The 15,713-nt window shown below is 71.5% G+C and carries 17 protein-coding genes; 13 read left to right on the forward strand and 4 right to left on the reverse strand.

What is annotated here, in order from left to right; translation table 11 throughout:
- The first annotated feature begins 48 nt into the window (after positions 1-48).
- The 3 genes from KZJ41_RS10330 to KZJ41_RS10340 all read left to right on the forward strand — a co-directional run bounded on the left by KZJ41_RS10330 (position 49) and on the right by KZJ41_RS10340 (position 3,038).
- Positions 49-1,227, forward strand: a complete 1,179-nt coding sequence (locus tag KZJ41_RS10330) for a hypothetical protein (protein WP_251550723.1) — start codon at positions 49-51, stop codon at positions 1,225-1,227.
- A gap of 225 nt (positions 1,228-1,452) precedes the next feature.
- Positions 1,453-1,875 (forward strand): hypothetical protein, encoded by a 423-nt coding sequence (locus KZJ41_RS10335; RefSeq protein WP_251550725.1) that lies wholly within the window; start codon positions 1,453-1,455, stop codon positions 1,873-1,875.
- 116 nt (positions 1,876-1,991) lie between these two features.
- A complete protein-coding gene (locus KZJ41_RS10340; RefSeq protein WP_029542625.1) occupies positions 1,992-3,038 on the forward strand; it encodes a zinc-dependent alcohol dehydrogenase family protein in 1,047 nt (348 codons plus the stop codon).
- Between the two features lie 104 nt (positions 3,039-3,142).
- Here KZJ41_RS10340 and KZJ41_RS10345 read toward each other — a convergent pair whose 3' ends face one another.
- Positions 3,143-4,282 carry a patatin-like phospholipase family protein gene (locus tag KZJ41_RS10345; protein WP_081637013.1) on the reverse strand — a complete coding sequence of 380 codons (1,140 nt, stop codon included), beginning with the start codon at positions 4,280-4,282 and terminating at the stop codon, positions 3,143-3,145.
- A gap of 243 nt (positions 4,283-4,525) precedes the next feature.
- On the opposite strand from KZJ41_RS10345, the gene KZJ41_RS10350 reads away from it, so the two are divergent.
- A complete protein-coding gene (locus KZJ41_RS10350) occupies positions 4,526-5,194 on the forward strand; it encodes an HAD family phosphatase (protein ID WP_006941379.1) in 669 nt (222 codons plus the stop codon).
- A 44-nt stretch (positions 5,195-5,238) separates the two neighbouring features.
- On the opposite strand, the gene KZJ41_RS10355 is transcribed toward KZJ41_RS10350, so the two are convergent.
- A complete protein-coding gene (locus KZJ41_RS10355) occupies positions 5,239-6,219 on the reverse strand; it encodes a hypothetical protein (RefSeq protein ID WP_029542632.1) in 981 nt (326 codons plus the stop codon).
- Positions 6,220-6,373: 154 nt separating this feature from the next.
- Complete coding sequence (locus KZJ41_RS10360) at positions 6,374-7,909, reverse strand: hypothetical protein (protein ID WP_102799741.1); 1,536 nt, start codon at positions 7,907-7,909, stop codon at positions 6,374-6,376.
- A 123-nt stretch (positions 7,910-8,032) separates the two neighbouring features.
- Between KZJ41_RS10360 and KZJ41_RS10365 the strand changes: the two genes are divergently transcribed.
- Positions 8,033-8,890, forward strand: coding sequence for a ParA family protein (locus tag KZJ41_RS10365; protein ID WP_006944784.1), 858 nt, complete (start codon positions 8,033-8,035; stop codon positions 8,888-8,890).
- Positions 8,887-9,369, forward strand: coding sequence for a hypothetical protein (locus KZJ41_RS10370; protein WP_006944785.1), 483 nt, complete (start codon positions 8,887-8,889; stop codon positions 9,367-9,369). Before KZJ41_RS10365 ends, KZJ41_RS10370 begins: the two co-directional genes overlap by 4 nt.
- A gap of 30 nt (positions 9,370-9,399) precedes the next feature.
- On the opposite strand, the gene KZJ41_RS10375 is transcribed toward KZJ41_RS10370, so the two are convergent.
- On the reverse strand, positions 9,400-9,558 hold the full coding sequence (locus tag KZJ41_RS10375) for a hypothetical protein (protein WP_006944786.1): 159 nt from the start codon (positions 9,556-9,558) through the stop codon (positions 9,400-9,402).
- Between the two features lie 206 nt (positions 9,559-9,764).
- Between KZJ41_RS10375 and KZJ41_RS10380 the strand changes: the two genes are divergently transcribed.
- The 7 genes from KZJ41_RS10380 (at position 9,765) to KZJ41_RS10410 (ending at position 15,712) form a co-directional block, all read left to right on the forward strand.
- Complete coding sequence (locus KZJ41_RS10380; protein WP_006944788.1) at positions 9,765-10,505, forward strand: DUF429 domain-containing protein; 741 nt, start codon at positions 9,765-9,767, stop codon at positions 10,503-10,505.
- Between the two features lie 64 nt (positions 10,506-10,569).
- On the forward strand, positions 10,570-11,487 hold the full coding sequence (locus KZJ41_RS10385) for a pseudouridine-5'-phosphate glycosidase (RefSeq protein WP_102799570.1): 918 nt from the start codon (positions 10,570-10,572) through the stop codon (positions 11,485-11,487).
- A gap of 374 nt (positions 11,488-11,861) precedes the next feature.
- Complete coding sequence (locus KZJ41_RS10390) at positions 11,862-13,145, forward strand: aromatic ring-hydroxylating dioxygenase subunit alpha (protein ID WP_006944801.1); 1,284 nt, start codon at positions 11,862-11,864, stop codon at positions 13,143-13,145.
- A gap of 13 nt (positions 13,146-13,158) precedes the next feature.
- Positions 13,159-13,749 carry an aromatic-ring-hydroxylating dioxygenase subunit beta gene (locus KZJ41_RS10395; RefSeq protein ID WP_006944802.1) on the forward strand — a complete coding sequence of 197 codons (591 nt, stop codon included), beginning with the start codon at positions 13,159-13,161 and terminating at the stop codon, positions 13,747-13,749.
- A gap of 10 nt (positions 13,750-13,759) precedes the next feature.
- Positions 13,760-14,035, forward strand: coding sequence for a hypothetical protein (locus KZJ41_RS10400; RefSeq protein WP_029542639.1), 276 nt, complete (start codon positions 13,760-13,762; stop codon positions 14,033-14,035).
- Entirely contained in the window at positions 14,032-14,739 is a 708-nt protein-coding gene (locus KZJ41_RS10405; protein WP_029542640.1) for a type 1 glutamine amidotransferase, read from the forward strand. Before KZJ41_RS10400 ends, KZJ41_RS10405 begins: the two co-directional genes overlap by 4 nt.
- Positions 14,729-15,712, forward strand: a complete 984-nt coding sequence (locus KZJ41_RS10410; protein WP_029542643.1) for an NAD(P)/FAD-dependent oxidoreductase — start codon at positions 14,729-14,731, stop codon at positions 15,710-15,712. Before KZJ41_RS10405 ends, KZJ41_RS10410 begins: the two co-directional genes overlap by 11 nt.
- The last annotated feature ends 1 nt before the right edge of the window (position 15,713 follow it).

Below are 15,713 nucleotides of genomic sequence, written 5' to 3' on the forward strand. Positions count from 1 at the left end.
GGGTTTTCTGGAACAGTGGAGGGGTCCGGACGCCACGAGGAGGTCCCGATGTCCGACGACCCGCAGTTCCCGGTCGGGTTCGAACCGGCCGCGCAGCGCCGCGAGCGGATGGCCGCGCAGGTGCGCCGCTGGTGCGAGCAGCACCGGCTCGACGGCCGGCACGCCCCGCTGTCGGACGCCGCCGCTCTCTGCCTGGCCGCCGGCCACCTCGACGACGAGACCCGCGACATCCTGGCCCGGCGCCGCCGGATCGGCCGCGGCCTGCCCACGCTCGGCGGGTTCGGCGCGTTGCGCCATCTCACGGACGAGCACGCCCGCCTCACGGTGCGAGCCGCCGACCTGCGCCCCGGCGCCGCCCGGCTGGTGTTCGAGTACCGGGCGGGGGAGCTGGCCAAGCGGCTGCGCAACGCCCACTACACGCTCACCGTGTCCGGCCGGCACTACGCGCAGGGCGTGCGGGCCGTGCGGCGGGAACGGCGCGACGGCGTGCACCTCGACCCGCACCAGCGTGACGCCCTGTTCGCGGCGCTGCAGCGCACGCCCGCGCCGATCCCCGAGAGAACGACCGATCAGGTGCGCGGCGCCGTGCTCGGCGTGGCCGTGGACCGGGTGACGCGCTGGTCCGACGGCACCGCGGCGGCCGCGGTGGGACGTCGCGCCGCCGACGCCCTCGGCCGGCAGGTGCCCGACGGCGACGATCACTTCGTCGACCGGTACGACACCCTGCTGTTCCTCGCCGGCACCCTGTTCGACCGGATCGAAGGCTCCACGGCCTGGCGGTCGGACCACCTCGCGGTGCAGCGGTCCCAGCTCGATCTCGCCGACGAGCTGACGCAGATCGCCGTGGACGCCGTGACGTTGCGGGGCCTGCTCGCCGAACTCGCCGACGCCCGGCGCGCGGCGCCGTCCGCTCGCGCGGCCGTCGACGCGCGTATCGCCGCGCTCGCACCGGTGTGGGATCAGCTTCTCGACCGGGTGGCGGCACTGGCCCGCATCGGCGAACTGCTCACCGTCGCCGAGGTCCAGCTGCGCACGGCCGAGGTCGAGGCCCGCACCGCGAGCCTCGACGAGCGGATCGACTCCCTCATCGGCCGATCGGGAGCGCGGGAGTTGTCCGCCGACAACACCCACTTCGTCGGCGACCAGTTCGGGATCGCGGCAGAGCTGATGGGTTCGCTCCGGTCGGAGCTGAGGGGCGACATCGCGGAGCTCACCGCGCGGGAGTGAGGCCGCCCGCGCGTCGATTGTCAGCTGTCACAGCCCAGCTCCTCGGTGATTCCGACGTCGCCCGACGGCACTGCTTCTCGTGCGGGCGGTGCTGTAGCTTTCACGCGTTCTCGAGCGAAATCGACTGGGGGTGAACGGATGCTGCGCAGTGTGTCGAGATGCACGGCGCCGAGATGCACGGTGCCGAGACCCACGGTGCCGGCGTGCACGGCCCGGAGGTCGGGGATGCTCCTGGCGGCGACGGTGCTCGCCGTCGCCGGCTGCGGCGGGTCCGGCGGCACGGTCCGGGTGCAGGACGCCCCGATCCTCGAGGCGGAGTTCGACACGGTCCTGCTGACCGGCGAACCCCGCACCCTCGCCTCCGTGGCCGAGGACGCCGGTCTGTCGCCGGGGTCGTGGGACCGCATGTACCGCTTCTCGCTGCCCCTGCTGATGAGCTCGATCAACCGGGATCTCGGCCTGACGGGCACCGTGTGGGAGAACCTCCCCGACACCGCGGGGCAGGGCCTGATCGTCTTCATGTCCGACGGCGCCGTCGTCCGTGCCGCCGTCGACCGGGCACCCGTCGTCGAGGTCGACGGGTACGGCACCCCCGAGGCGCTGGTCGAGGCGGCCCCGGACCGGCTCACGATCGTCTCCGGCCACTGACCGACCCGGTGTGACATCCCCCCCGTCCGATTCGAGGTCCAAGGACCCGTTCCGAACGGGCGCGAACGATGGGACGCTGAGACCGGCAGACACCCATCGGCGAAAGGGCCGAAGCAATGAAGGCACTGGTGTTCCACGGTCCGGGCAAGCGCGTCTGGGAGGACGTTCCCGACCCCCGAATCCAGGACCCCACCGACGCGATCGTCCGCGTCGACGCGGTCACCATCTGCGGCACCGACCTGCACATCCTCGGCGGCGACGTCCCCGAGGTGACCGACGGGCGCATCCTCGGGCACGAGGCCGTCGGCACCGTCGTCGAGGTCGGGCCGGGCGTGCAGAACCTCGCGCCCGGCGACCGGGTCCTCGTCTCGTGCATCACCTCGTGCGGGCGCTGCCGCTTCTGCCGCGAGGGCCGCTACGGCCAGTGCCTCGGGGGCGGGGGCTGGATCCTCGGCCACCTCATCGACGGCACCCAGGCCGAACTCGTGCGAGTCCCGTTCGCCGACAACTCGACCCACCGTGTACCCGAGGGCGTGAGCGACGAGCAGATGCTCATGCTCGCCGACATCCTGCCCACCTCCTACGAGGTCGGCGTGCTCAACGGATGCGTGCGGCCCGCCGACGTCGTCGTCATCGTCGGCGCCGGACCGATCGGTCTCGCCGCGATCCTCGCCACCCGGCTGCTGAGCCCGAGCCACGTCGTCGCGGTCGATCTCGCCGACAGTCGACTCGAGGCCGCCAAGGCGTTCGGCGCCGACGTCGTGGTCAACGGCGGGCGCGACGACGTCGCCGCGGTGGTGCGCGACCTCACCGGCGGCCTCGGCGCCGACGTCACCATGGAGGCCGTCGGAGTGCCGGCGACGTTCGAACAGGCCGTCGAGCTGGTCCGGCCGGGCGGCCATGTCGCCAACATCGGCGTCCACGGCGCGCCCGCCACCCTGCACCTGGAGAGCATCTGGATCAAGGACCTCACCATCACCACCGGCCTGGTCGACACCTACTCGACGCCGACCCTGATCGGCCTGGTCCGCAGCGGCAAACTCGACACCTCGCCGATGATCACCCACCGGTTCGCACTCGACGAGTTCGAGGAGGCCTACGACGTCTTCGGCCGCGCGGGTGAGACCGGTGCGCTCAAGGTGCTGCTGACGGGCAGCCGGTAACCTGGCGCGGCTGCGCCCGCTGCTTCACCCGCGCCGCCACAGGCGAGCGAATGTATCGTTCCGTCGGACTACCGAGGTGAGCGATACATTCGCTCGGGTCGCGCTCATTCGTGAGTTGCCGCGATTCCGAGTTCGGCTGCGGCGGAAGTAAAGTCCGGGTCGAAGAGCAGGAAGCTCAGCAGGTCGCCGTGGTCCTCGCGTGTTCCCCCGGCGAGGCGACCCAGGACCGACAGCCACGGATGGCGCAGACCGCCGACGCCCGCGGCCTTCCTGCTGTACACGTCGTACGCGAGCCGGCCGAGGTCGTACGCCTGATCGAGCGACGGGCCCGCGAACCGCACCCGGATCTCCCGATCCGATGTCACGTCCGCGCTGTCCACTCCGGCTGCACGGATGCGCATCAGCCGGTCGTTACGGACCTCGAGTTGGTGGAGGTCTTCGATCATGCGGTCCGAGAGGAGGGCGCGCAGGATCAGCGCGGCGGCACCGAATACGTCGGGCGGTTCGTCGTCGCAGGGCACGAGGTCGGCGGCAGGCCGTTCGATCCAGTGTCGCGGCTGGGTCGCGACGACTCCGAGGGTGTCCGCGCCGAAGGCGAGGGCCGGTTTCAGCGGGGTGTTGAGCTGCAGACCGCCGTCGGCGTACCAGCCTGCCCACGCCGCCGGTTCGGTGACCCGGACGGGCCGGAACAGCACCGGCACCGCCGCCGATGCCAGCACGTGCTCGACGGTCAGTTCCGTTTCGACGTAGGTGATGTTGCGATGTTCGTCGTAGGGAGGTAGCGGCACAGACGAGTGCTTCTCGACGAAGACCACGGTGCCGCGGGTGGCGACCGACGTTGCGGTCACCGCGACCGCCCCGATGGCGCCGCTGCGGATGTTGGCGTGCAGGTCCTCCCAGCAGATGAGAGAGTCCAGCAGGTCGTGCATGCGCTCGGTGTCGAGAAGGCTCGGTAGCGTGACGTCCAGACCGGCGGCCTGACCGAGGTAGCGCAGGCCCGTGCCGACCAGCGTCCCCACGGGGCCGAAGACGTCGTCCAGTCCCACCGTCGACCACAGGCTCACGATCCTGTGGGTTGCGGCCTTGTACCCGTCCCCGGCGAAGGCGGCCAACGCGACGACGTTCAGTGCGCCGGCGCTGGTTCCCACCAGAATCGGGGGGTGCTCCGACCTCGGCAGGTGCGGCAGCAGCGATGCGATAGCTCCGGCCTCGTACGCGCCCCGGGCGCCCGCGCCGGATACCACCAGACCTACGGTTTCGCTCACGGTCGTCCCCCTCACGACGAGCACGTGCGTACATCGGAGAACGATACGCGCCGGTGCGGCGCCGAATGCGTGATCCGCAGGAGGCGGACGAGGGGCGCGACGAGCACATCCTCGCCCCGTCGGCAGCGCTCACGGGCATCCGGCCGGGGGCGCCGGATCCGTCCGCCGATCGGTTGCGTGTCGGTGTCGTGCCTGCGGACGAGTGTGGCCGAGACTGGGCCTGTGTCCGATATCGGCGGTGTGGAAGCGGTGGTGTTCGACCTGGACGGTGTGCTGGTCGACTCCGAACCGCTGTGGGAGCAGGTGCGCCGGCAGGTCGTGGCCGAGCACGGGGGTCGGTGGACTGCCGACGCGCAGAGCCGATTGATGGGCATGAGTACCCCGGAGTGGTCGAGGTATCTCAGCGACGGTCTCGGTGTCGACCTGCCGCCCGACGACGTGGCAGCGCTGGTCATCGATCGCATGGGCGCTCGCTACGCCGACCGGCTGCCGCTGATTCCGGGTGCGGTCGAGGCGGTGCGCGCGATGGCGGCGCGGTGGCCGCTCGGGCTGGCCAGCTCGTCCCCGCAGGCTCTGATCGACGGCGTGCTCGACGCCGCAGCGCTGGGAGACGTGTTCACCGTGGCGCTGTCCACCGAAGGTGTGGCGCGTGGGAAGCCGGCACCCGACATCTACCTGACGGTGGCCGAGCGACTCGGGATGGACCCGGCTCGGTGTGCGGCGGTGGAGGATTCCAGCAACGGGCTGCGGTCGGCGGCGTCGGCCGGCATGCGGGTGATCGCGATTCCCCATCCCCGGTACCCACCCGACCCGGATGCGCTCGCCCTCGCAGGACTCGTGCTGCCCGGCTTGGACAGTCTCACCCCGGCCGCGGTGGCAGCGATGAGGTGAGAGGTGGATGCCGGGGCCCTGCCCCGGTGCAGCCGGTCTCGCCCCTATGCCGGCGGACTCGGCGGACCGCCGACCGGCTGACCCGAAACACGTTTGGGAAGAACGGGAGTGGGAGCCGGGACCGCGCAGGGTGCGAATTGCGCGGCCCGGAACAGGTTGTCGGCGACGCACTCGCCGTCGACACCGGCGGGGACGGAACCGGCGACGAGACCGCGGACCTCCCGGTACAGCGCGGTGGTGTGTTCGACGGCGAGCTGCACCGCGAGCTGGTGATACGTCGTGCCGGGATATCCGGGAACCGGCTCACGACCGCGGAGCGTGCCCGGATCGTCCTTGTTCAGGGTCAGGTGACACTCCTCGAACGGGGCGGGCGGGGCGGGCGGGCCCTCGGCCGGTGGGACGGACGACCCGGCCGGGGGAGCGGGTGGACCGCTCGGGCAGCCGTCGAGGCCGTTCGCCGGGGTCAGCTCGAAGTATCCGGTGTGGAGTCCGGCCGGAAGAGCGGTGGGATCGCACGTCGGGAAGAGCGGGGCGAGCCCCGGTGCCCGATCCGTGCCGACGGCCAGCTCGACCCAGTTCGAATGGGAGTAGAAGTCGGCGAGTGCGTGGGTCAGGCCGCCGAAGGCGCTGCGGGCCGCGAAGCCGTTCGCGGAGGTGCGGAACTCCGGCGGGCCGGTGGGTTGCGCACCGGCGATCACGGCGGGCACGAAGAAGTTCCACGCGTCCCGGGCACGGTCGCAGACGTCCGCCGGTCGCGCGGCGTTGTCGAAGTGCCGGAAGGCGTCGCCCTGGAACAGGTCGCTGCCTTCGTTGCCGGTGCCGGTGAGGAGGCTGCCGGTGATCTCGGCGAGCGCCGGGTCGTCGACGCCCCCGTCGGTGGTGGCCGGGGGCAGCGCTGCACGCAGGATCGCGCCGTGGATGTCGGGCGCGAAGGCCAGCGCGTTCGGCGGCATCGACACGGACAGTAGTGCAGCGGCGGCAACCGTCACGATCGTCGACAGACCGGGGCGGGGAAGCAGTGTCATGGGTACTCCGCAGTCGTTGGGTCGTGGCAGTCGTTGGTGGTGGCAGTCGTGGGTCGTGAGCACCGCGCTGCTTCCGGCGATGCCGCGTTCGTTACCGGTGGTGGCCACCTCCGAATATCCCCCTCGGCGGCGATCGTCGCCGGGGAATTCGGGATCATCGCAGAGCCTGCCCGGCCGGCACCCCGAACGGCCGCACGAGTACGGCACCCCAGTCCCGCCACGGCGGGCACGGTGGGGGCGGCCGCCCGTTCAGGAAGCGGATCGCCGCGTCCTCGAATGCCGCCGATCTGGGCAGGTACGGGTGGGCGACGCGGGCCGGGCACCCGTTTCGCTCGACGTCGAGCTGCCAGTCGTCCGGCATCAGGGGCAGATCGGTGGCCGCGGGGAGGCTCGTTGCTCGTACCGTTGCGGGAAGTGGCTGAGCGAGGATGGATTCCGCGGCTCCCGCCGTGCCGAGCAGTTCCCGCGCGGCGGGGGTGTCCGGGTCGAAGTGGAACCGGACCAGGTCGGTGGCCGGAGCGGCGGCACGCAGCAGGTCGCCGAAGACGCGGCCGGGCGCGTTCACGTGCGGTGGGGGATAGCCGGTCGGGGTGCTCGGGAACGGGCCGACCAGCAGTAGCGCATCGACGTCGACCCGTCCGGTGGCGACGGCCTCCCACACCACCCACACGGCGTGCGAATGCGCGGCCACCACCAGCGGACGAGGCAGCGCGGACGCCTGCTCGACGAACAGATCGACCTGCTCGTGGAACGGACGCTGGGTGTCGCTCGGCCCGTAGGGGGCACCCGTGCGGATCGGGCAGGTCGCGTCTCGCTGCGGCTGCCCGTCGCCCGGTCCGGCATACGAGAAGTAGTACACCTGCTCGCAGCGGTAACCGAGGCGGTGCACGCCCGTCGCGTGGATCGCGCCCCGCCCCGACGCCGAGTTGATCCCCGACAGGATCAACAGCGAACCCGGCTGCGGCGGTCCGGGTTCCGGCTCGTCGTACCCGCGGGTCGCGACGAACACGAGCGACGCGGCGGCGAGCACCGCGACGAGCGCGGTCAGGACCGCCCCCGGCCGGCGCAGCGCCGGGCGGCCCATCGCCCGGATCGCCAGGCCGGTCGCGACGGCCGAGACCGGGACGAGCGGCACCGTCAGGACCGGGACCCGTTCGGCCACGGCACCCAGCGCCAGGATCACCGCGCAGTACGGCAGCATCACCTCGACCCGCAGCCCCCGCCGCCAGGTCAGCGCGACGGCCGCGCGCAACCGGGATCCGCCCTGCCACGGCACCGGGCCGAGCGTGAGCACCAGCACCCCGATCAGGGCGACGGCGGGCCAGAACAGCCGGGAGTACAGGACCGCGTAGGCGGTGGCGTCGGCGAACGCCGCCAGCAGCACCGGCCCGAACGCGACCGTGTAGAACAGGGCCGCGAAGCGCAGCCGGCGGGCGTCGAGGCCGCCCAGGAGCCACGCCATGAGCGCCACCCGGGCTGCGGCCACCCCGGCGAGCAACACCAGGAACGCCGGCCACGACGACGCCCGCGACAGCAGGATCCGCAGGTCGGTGAATTGATCCAGCGGCGGCAGCGCCACCAGGTGGATGAGCCCCGGCCAGGTCGGGACCGCGTTCGTCGCGGCGAGCAGCACGACGAGCGCCGCGGTGGCCGCGAGCGGCCACCAGCGCCTCCACCGTCCCTCTCGCACTCGCGGGCTCCCGTCGCCGACTGCCTCGAATCTAGGGGGTGCGCCGGTGCCCGGCGCCGGATTCGTCCGGGTCCCGGTGTACTTTGCTGAGCGAACGAGTAGCGAGTGTGCTGGGGGTGTGGTGTGGCGCGGGTGATCGCGACGATCAATCTGAAGGGCGGCGTCGGCAAGACCACGACGACGGCCGCCCTCGCGGAGTTCATGGCCGCCGAATTCGGGCAGCGGGTGCTGCTGATCGACCTGGACCCGCAGACCAACCTCACCACGATGATGATCGGGGAGGAGCGCTGGCAGGAGCTCAACCAGCTCGACCGCACCCTCGCCACGCTGTTCCGCGGTGCCGTCGATCCCGACGCCCCCGCCTTCGACATCGAGAAGGCCCTCCAGCGCGACGTCTCACCCGTGCGCGCCGTCGAGAACGTCGACCTGCTCGCCTCGTCGCTGGATCTGATGGACATCCAGGAGGGACTGAGCCACCAGCAGTACGCCGACCCGAAGTCCACCCGGCCCCTCCAGGTGCTGCTGCACGCGATCACCCCGATCGCCGACCGGTACGACTACATCCTCGTCGACTGCCCGCCCAACCTCGGCATGCTCACCCAGAACGGCCTGCGGCTGGCGAACGGCTACCTCATTCCGACCATCCCCGACATCCTCTCGACCTACGGGATCCCGCAGCTGCAGACCCGGGTGCGGGCGTTCGCCGAGCGGACGGGACATCCCATCCGCGAGATCGGCCTCGTCATCACCAAGTACCGGAGTGCGTCGAACCTGCACCGCAGCATCATCGAACAGCTGCAGCGCGACGAACGGATCGCGAACGTCGTACCGGCGTGGATCCCCGAGGCCAACCAGATCGCGCAGTCCGCGGAGTTCGTCCCGTACGGCACCCTCAAGCGCAAGTACGGCAACTCCGGGCAGTTCGACGCCCTGCGCATGCTGACCGAGGACGTCCTGATGAACGCGCAGGTGCTGCTGTGACCGGCACCGTCGACCGCGACGAGGCCCGCCTCCGAGTGCAGATCGGGGAGGCGAGCGCCGCGCTGCTGCGGCTGCAGGGATCGAGCCCCGCCGCCGCGACCGCCCTGGTGCGGCTGGTGCAGGTGATCGCCGACGAGGCCGCCCGCACCCCGCGGTTTGCGCACGCCCTCGCCTCGGCACTCACCGCGCCGGCAGAGGCGCCGTCGCCCGCCCCGGCACCGCGGAAGGCCCCCGCCGCTCGGCGCGGCACACGCGCCCCGGGGCCGTTCGACCCGTTCGCCGCGTTCCGCGACGGCGGCGAGGCCGGCCTGCGCGCGAAGCTGGCGCCGCTGGACGTCGAGCAGCTCAAGGACATCGTCGCCGAGCACGCGATGGACTACGACCGCCTCGCCATGCGCTGGCGCACGCCGAAGAAGTTGCAGGACAGGATCGTCGAGCGGGTCAAGGCGCTCACGACGAAGGGCGACGCCTTCCGCTGACGGCGCAACCGGATCGCGGAGCGGCGCCGGTCAGGGTGTCCGTGTCCGTCGATCCACTTCCTTCTCGACGGCGACGGCGAGGTCGTGGACGACCCTGGAGTGCCATTGCTTGTGAGCCGCGAGGTCCGCGGCGAGGGCATGGCAGTCCGGGCATTCCTGTGCGGCGCTGTTCTGCTGGGTGTGCTCCATGGTGTTGCACCTCCTGGAAGAGATATCCGCCTCCACCGTGGCACGGATGCGGAACGTAGTCCACGATTGCGTGCCCGCCGATCCTGTGCGTGCCGGCGGCTTGCTCCCTCCAGGGCGTGCCTGCCCCCGTTGTGGCGGGACCGGGGGTGCGCGGTGCACAGTACGAGTGCAGGCTCCGGGGCCGGGCAGCGGATACCGTGACGTCCGTGAAGACGGTAGGGGTCGACCTCGCGGCGGAGCCGGCGAAGACGGCGGTCGCCACCGTCGCCTGGGAGCACGGCACCGCGACGGTGCAGGAGCTACGGCTCGGCGCGACCGACCCGGACGTCGTCAACGCGGTGGCCGCCGCGGACCGGACCGGCATCGACGCGCCGTTCGGGTGGCCCGACGCGTTCGTGGACTTCGTCGGCGCGCACCATCGCCTCGAGTACTCGCGCGAGCGCGCCCTGAGCAGCCGAGCCGGACGGCTCCCGCTGGTGCGGCGGTTGACCGACCGCGTGGTGCATGCCGGGACGGGAATCGTCCCGTTGAGCGTGTCCGCGGATCTCATCGCCCATGTGGCGCTGCGGTGTGCGGGTCTGCTCGCGGAACTCGATGCCGTCGGGGTGGATGTCGACCGCGTCGACGGAACGGTGGTCGAGGTGTATCCCGCTGCTGCGCTGCAGGGCTGGGGCCTGCCGTTCAAGGGATACAAGAGCGCGAAGAACCGCGAGGCGCGGGCCGCATCGGTGGCCGCACTGGAACGCGCCCTTCCGGGACTGAGGCTCGGCGGCTTCCGGGACCTCTGTGTGGCCTCCGACGACGCGTTCGATGCGGTGGTCGCCGGCCTCGTCGCCCGAGCGGCAGCGCTCGGAAGAACCGTCCGGCCCGATGCGGCGCAGCGCGCCGTCGCGGTCCGGGAGGGGTGGATCCATCTGCCGCTGTGCGGAATCCGTGAGCTGCTCTGAATTTCCGAGATGATCGGCGACGCTCGCCCTCCGCCGCTACCCTGCACGCAACGAGAGGAGCCGCATGGACCCGGTGATCCGGATATCGGACGAGGTGCGCGACGCCGTCGCAGCCCGCCGGCCGGTGGTGGCCCTGGAATCGACGATCTTCACCCACGGCCTGCCGCGCCCCCGCAACCTCGAGGTGGCGCTCGAGGCGGAGGCGCGGTTGCGGGAGGCGGACGTCGTCCCCGCCACCGTCGGCGTGCTTCGCGGCGTCCCCACCGTGGGGCTGTCCACCGACGAGATCACCGACCTCGCGACGGCGGAGACGGTGACGAAGCTGAGTGTGCGCGACCTGCCGATCGCCGTGGCGCGACGACTGTCCGGCGGCACCACCGTTGCCGCCACGGCGCTGCTCGCACACCGCGGCGGGGTCGAGGTCTTCGCGACGGGCGGGCTGGGCGGCGTGCACCGCGGCGCGCAGAGCACCTTCGACGAGTCCGCCGACCTGGTCGCCCTGTCCACCGTGCCGATCCTCGTCGTCAGCGCCGGCGTCAAGTCGATCCTCGACATCCCGGCCACGCTGGAGCGGCTCGAGACCCTGAGCATTCCGGTCGTCGGCTACCGCACGACCAGCTTCCCCGGCTTCTACATCCGCGACAGCGGCTGCCCGCTCGAACATTCCGTCGGGTCGCCGGCCGAGGTCGCCGCCCTTGTCCGTGCCCGGGACGCACTCGGCCTGAAATCCGGTGTCCTGCTTGCGAATCCGGTATCGGAAGACGCCCAGCTCGACCCCGCGCTGCATGCGCGGGTGCTGCACGAGGCCGAGGAGCGGGCCGCGGCGGCCGGAGTGGTCGGCAAGGACACCACCCCGTTCCTGCTCGACCACTTCCACCGCGCGACCGGCGGCCGCAGCCTCGACGTCAATGTCGAGGTCTATCGGGGCAATGTCGCGCTCGGCGGTGCCGTCGCCACGGCGCTCGCCGCCGAACCGCGATAGCCGCCGGCCGGGGTTCCCGCCCGCCGCCTCGAGGGCGGCCGTGCCCGGTGCGCCACCGCGCGTTGACAGCGACTGTGACCTGGGGCACAATCATGCCCACGTCCGGCGGGTGTCGTAACCCCGCCGTAATCGGCCGTCGTGCCGCGACCCGTCATGGGTCCGTTCTGTAAATCTCTTGTTACACACGGGATTTCTGGTGTCGTTCGACCCTTGCGGGCCGGTGAATACCCCTCCTGGGAGGGATACCGAGCCCCGTGCGGCCCGGCCAGGATTAACCCGACGCGAACGCAATCCGACGCGATCGGAAACCGCCCGAACCTCGGGCGACGACGAACGATCCCGCCACGTGACGCCTCGGCGAAAGGGCAAGAGCCATGACCGTGAGTTCCACCCACTCGTACGACGAGCTGGTGCAGCACGACCGGGTGCACCGCACGCTGTACACCGACCCGTCGATCTTCGACGACGAGATGCGCCGCGTCTTCGGCCGCACCTGGGTGTACCTCGCGCACGAGAGTCAGGTCCCCACTCCCAACAGCTACCGCACCGGCTACCTGGGTCTGCGCCCCATCATCGTCACCCGAGACCGGGCCGGCGAGCTGCACGCCCTGTTCAACCGCTGCACCCACCGGGCCGCCACCGTCTGCCGCGACGAGAGCGGCACCGCCAAGAACTTCCAATGCCCGTATCATGGCTGGACTTTCAAGAACACCGGGCAGCTCGTGGGGGTGCCGTGGCCCGACGCGTACGGACCGGACTTCGAGCGCACCGACCTGAACCTCGGCGTGGTGCCGAGGGTGGAGAGCTACCGCGGCTTCGTCTTCGGCACCCTCAACGCCGATGCGCCGCCGCTCGCCGAGCATCTCGGCCCGGTCCGCGAACCCCTCGACTACTGGATCGACCGCGCCCCGGGTGGTGAGGTGTTCCTCCGCAACTCCGCGCACCGCATGGTCTACCGCGGCAACTGGAAGCTGGCGTACGACAACGCCGGCGACGGATACCATCCGGCGTTCTCGCACCGCTCCCTGCTGCAGATGGCCGAACGGCTCGGCGAGTCCAAGGACATGACGTACTTCGGCCGCACCCCCGACCGCGGCCCCATGTACGTGCAGTACCTCGGCAACGGACACACCTTCATCGACCAGCGCCCCAGCTACGACGGCCCCGGCGCGTTCTGGGCCAACCAGCGCCCGCAACCCGGGAGGGAGGTGTTCGAGGAGCTGATCCGCAGCGAGTACCCCGACGACGCGCTGCGCTACCTCGACCTGACCGTCGGCGCCCAGATCAACCTCAACATCTTCCCGAACCTGCTCATCATCGGGAACCAGGTGCAGGTGATCGAGCCGCTCGCCGTGGACCGTACCCAGCTCACCTGGTACGCCACCACCGTCGGCGGTGTCCCGGACGAGGTCAACGTCCTGCGCATGCGCACCCAGGAGGACTTCCCGGCCTTCGGCGAACCCGACGACCAGGCCAACTTCGAGGAGGCCCAGCGCGGCCTGAGCATCCCGGAGGTCGCATGGGTGCAGATGAACCGCGGATTCGGTGTGGAGGGCCGGCAGAAGGTCGACGCCGACGGCGTCGTGACCGGGCCGGTGACCGACGAGCTGCACATGCGCGGCTACTACCAGGAATGGCTCCGGCTGATGAGCCGGTGAAGGGACACGAGAGATGACCGTGCAGAGCAACGAACGCCACGACACTTCCCGGTACTCGTACTACCTGGACTCCGCCTACTACGACCACCTGGCCGAGCTGATGGGGGCCTGGCAGGAGGACTGGAGCGAACCCGATCCGCGGGTGCGCTCCGAGGTCGAGAACCTGCTCTACCGGGAGGCGCGCCTGATCGACGACGGCCGCTTCAACGACTGGGTGGAGCTGTTCACCGACGAATGCCTCTACTGGGTGCCCACCACCCCCGGCGGCGGCGACCCCCGGCGCGAGGTGTCCCACGCCTTCGACGACCGTCGCCGGCTGATGGACCGGATCTACTGGCTGCGCACCGGACTCGCGTTCTGCCAGATCCCGTCGTCGCGCACCCGGCGGCTCGTCACCAACGTCGAGGTCCTCGACACACCCGACCGCCGGCTCGTGCGATCGAACTTCCTGATCACCGAGTTCCGGGCGGGCACGACCAAGACGTACGCCGGCTGGTGCGGGCACGAACTCGTCCGCCGGGACGAGCAGTGGCGGATCGCGGTCAAGCAGGTCAACCTCGTCGACTGCGAACACGGCCACGAGAACCTGACCCTCGTCCTCTGACGGGCCCGCCATGACCGACAACACCGAACTCGACCGCCTGCGCGCCGAGGTGGACCGGCTCACGCGGCGCGTCGACCGCCTCGACCGCGAGCTCGCCGCCCACCGGCAGGTCGCCGACGCGATCCGGCGCGCGCAGTTCTGGGACTTCACCCCCTACGAACTCGTCCCGGACGGCAGCTGGATCGCCGTCGACCGCGCCGACGCCGTCGCCCTGCTGCGCGCCCTCGCCGCCACCGACCACTGGCGACCGTGGACACACACTCTGGAACCCCGAGGTGCCGTATGAAACCCCTGCTCGTCGTCGCCCACGTCGACGACCCCGACCTGACCGTCCTCGGCGACGTCGTGCGCGATCACGGCGTCCCGATCCGGATCGTCCGCCCCTTCCGCGGCGACGTGCTGCCCGCGCCGGACGAGGCCGCCGCGGTGATCTGCCTGGGCGGTAAGGAGTCCGCCGACGACCCGCACGACTACCTGCTGCGCGAACGGGACTTCCTGCGCACCGCCGCGGCCGGCGACGTGCCCACGCTCGGGATCTGCCTCGGCTCCCAACTGCTCGCCCTCGCGCTCGGCGGCACGGCGGTGCGCGGCAGCGACCGTGCCGAGGTCGGCTTCGTCGACGTCACCGCCTGCGGGGCGGGGCTGGATCACCCCGTCGATTTCACCGGCACCCGGTTCTCCTTCCACTGGGACACCTTCCAGCTGCCGCCCGACGTGACCGTCCTGGCCCGGTCCCGGGACTTCGTGCAGGCCTTCGCGTTCCGCTCCGCCATCGGGGTGCAGTACCACCCCGAGAGCTCCGTCGACGGCATCGCCGGGCTCATGGCCGGCGAGCCGGACAAGGTCCGCGCCGCCGGCGCCGACCCCGACGAAATCCGTTACAAGGCACCGGAGTTCGCCGATCCCTCCCGTGATCACCTCGCCGACCTCGTCGAGCACCTGCTCGCCCCGGCGCTGTGCCCGAGTCCCGGAGCCGGTCATGAACACTGACGCCGACCTGCTCATCCTCGGTGCCGGCCCCACCGGCCTGTACGCCGCCTACTACGCCCGCATCCGCGGCCTGCGCACCGTCGTCGTCGACGCGCTCCCCGAGCTCGGCGGCCAGGTCGCCGCGCTCTACCCGGAGAAGGAGATCTACGACGTCGCCGGCCTGCCCGCGGTGAAGGGCAAGGACCTCGTCCGGCAGCTCGTCGAGCAGGCCGGCGACGACGTCGAGTACCTCCTCGGCCGGCAGGCCGTGGACCTCGATCGCGACGGCGACGTGCTCACCGTCCGCACCGACGACGACGAGCGCATCCGCACCCGCGCCGTCCTCGTCGCCGGTGGCATCGGGTCCTTCCGGCCCCGGCCCCTCGACGCCGCCGACAGGTACGCCGGGCGCGGCGCCGCGTACTTCGTCACCGACCTCGGCGACTACCGCGACCGCGACGTCGTGGTCGTCGGCGGCGGGGACTCGGCCCTCGACTGGGCGCTCGCCCTCCATCCGATCGCCGGGTCCGTCACCCTCGTGCACCGCCGCGACCGCTTCCGCGCGCACGCCGCGTCGGTGGACGAACTACGCCGCCGCGGTGCGACCATCCACACCAACGCCGAGGTCACCGCCGCACACGGCACCGACAGTCTCGAACTCGTCGAGGTCCTGCGCCACGAGCACGGCGACACCGTGCGGCTGCCGGCGCAGAAGCTGATCGCCGCGCTCGGCTTCACCGCCCAGCTCGGGCCGCTGCGCACCTGGGGCCTCGAACTCCACGGTCAGCACATCGTGGTCGGCCGCGACATGGCCACCAACGTCCCCGGCGTCTACGCCGCCGGCGACATCGCCGAGTACCCCGGCAAGGTGCGGCTGATGTCCGTCGGCTTCGGTGAGGCCGCGACCGCCGTCAACCACATCGCGCACCGCATCGACGACGATGCGCCGCTGTTCCCCGGCCACTCCACCGACGCCGGCCCCGTCCCGAGCTGAC

The organism is Rhodococcus sp. 11-3 (genome assembly GCF_023704055.1).
GTDB lineage: Bacteria > Actinomycetota > Actinomycetes > Mycobacteriales > Mycobacteriaceae > Rhodococcus > Rhodococcus aetherivorans.

Coding starts and splice junctions, on each gene's coding strand:
- KZJ41_RS10330 (WP_251550723.1), top strand. CDS start 49: ATGTCCGACGACCCGCAGTTCCCGGTCGGGTTCGAACCGGCCGCGCAG.
- KZJ41_RS10335 (WP_251550725.1), top strand. CDS start 1,453: ATGCTCCTGGCGGCGACGGTGCTCGCCGTCGCCGGCTGCGGCGGGTCC.
- KZJ41_RS10340 (WP_029542625.1), top strand. CDS start 1,992: ATGAAGGCACTGGTGTTCCACGGTCCGGGCAAGCGCGTCTGGGAGGAC.
- KZJ41_RS10355 (WP_029542632.1), bottom strand. CDS start 6,219: ATGACACTGCTTCCCCGCCCCGGTCTGTCGACGATCGTGACGGTTGCC.
- KZJ41_RS10375 (WP_006944786.1), bottom strand. CDS start 9,558: ATGGAGCACACCCAGCAGAACAGCGCCGCACAGGAATGCCCGGACTGC.
- KZJ41_RS10385 (WP_102799570.1), top strand. CDS start 10,570: ATGGACCCGGTGATCCGGATATCGGACGAGGTGCGCGACGCCGTCGCA.
- KZJ41_RS10390 (WP_006944801.1), top strand. CDS start 11,862: ATGACCGTGAGTTCCACCCACTCGTACGACGAGCTGGTGCAGCACGAC.
- KZJ41_RS10395 (WP_006944802.1), top strand. CDS start 13,159: ATGACCGTGCAGAGCAACGAACGCCACGACACTTCCCGGTACTCGTAC.
- KZJ41_RS10400 (WP_029542639.1), top strand. CDS start 13,760: ATGACCGACAACACCGAACTCGACCGCCTGCGCGCCGAGGTGGACCGG.
- KZJ41_RS10405 (WP_029542640.1), top strand. CDS start 14,032: ATGAAACCCCTGCTCGTCGTCGCCCACGTCGACGACCCCGACCTGACC.
- KZJ41_RS10410 (WP_029542643.1), top strand. CDS start 14,729: ATGAACACTGACGCCGACCTGCTCATCCTCGGTGCCGGCCCCACCGGC.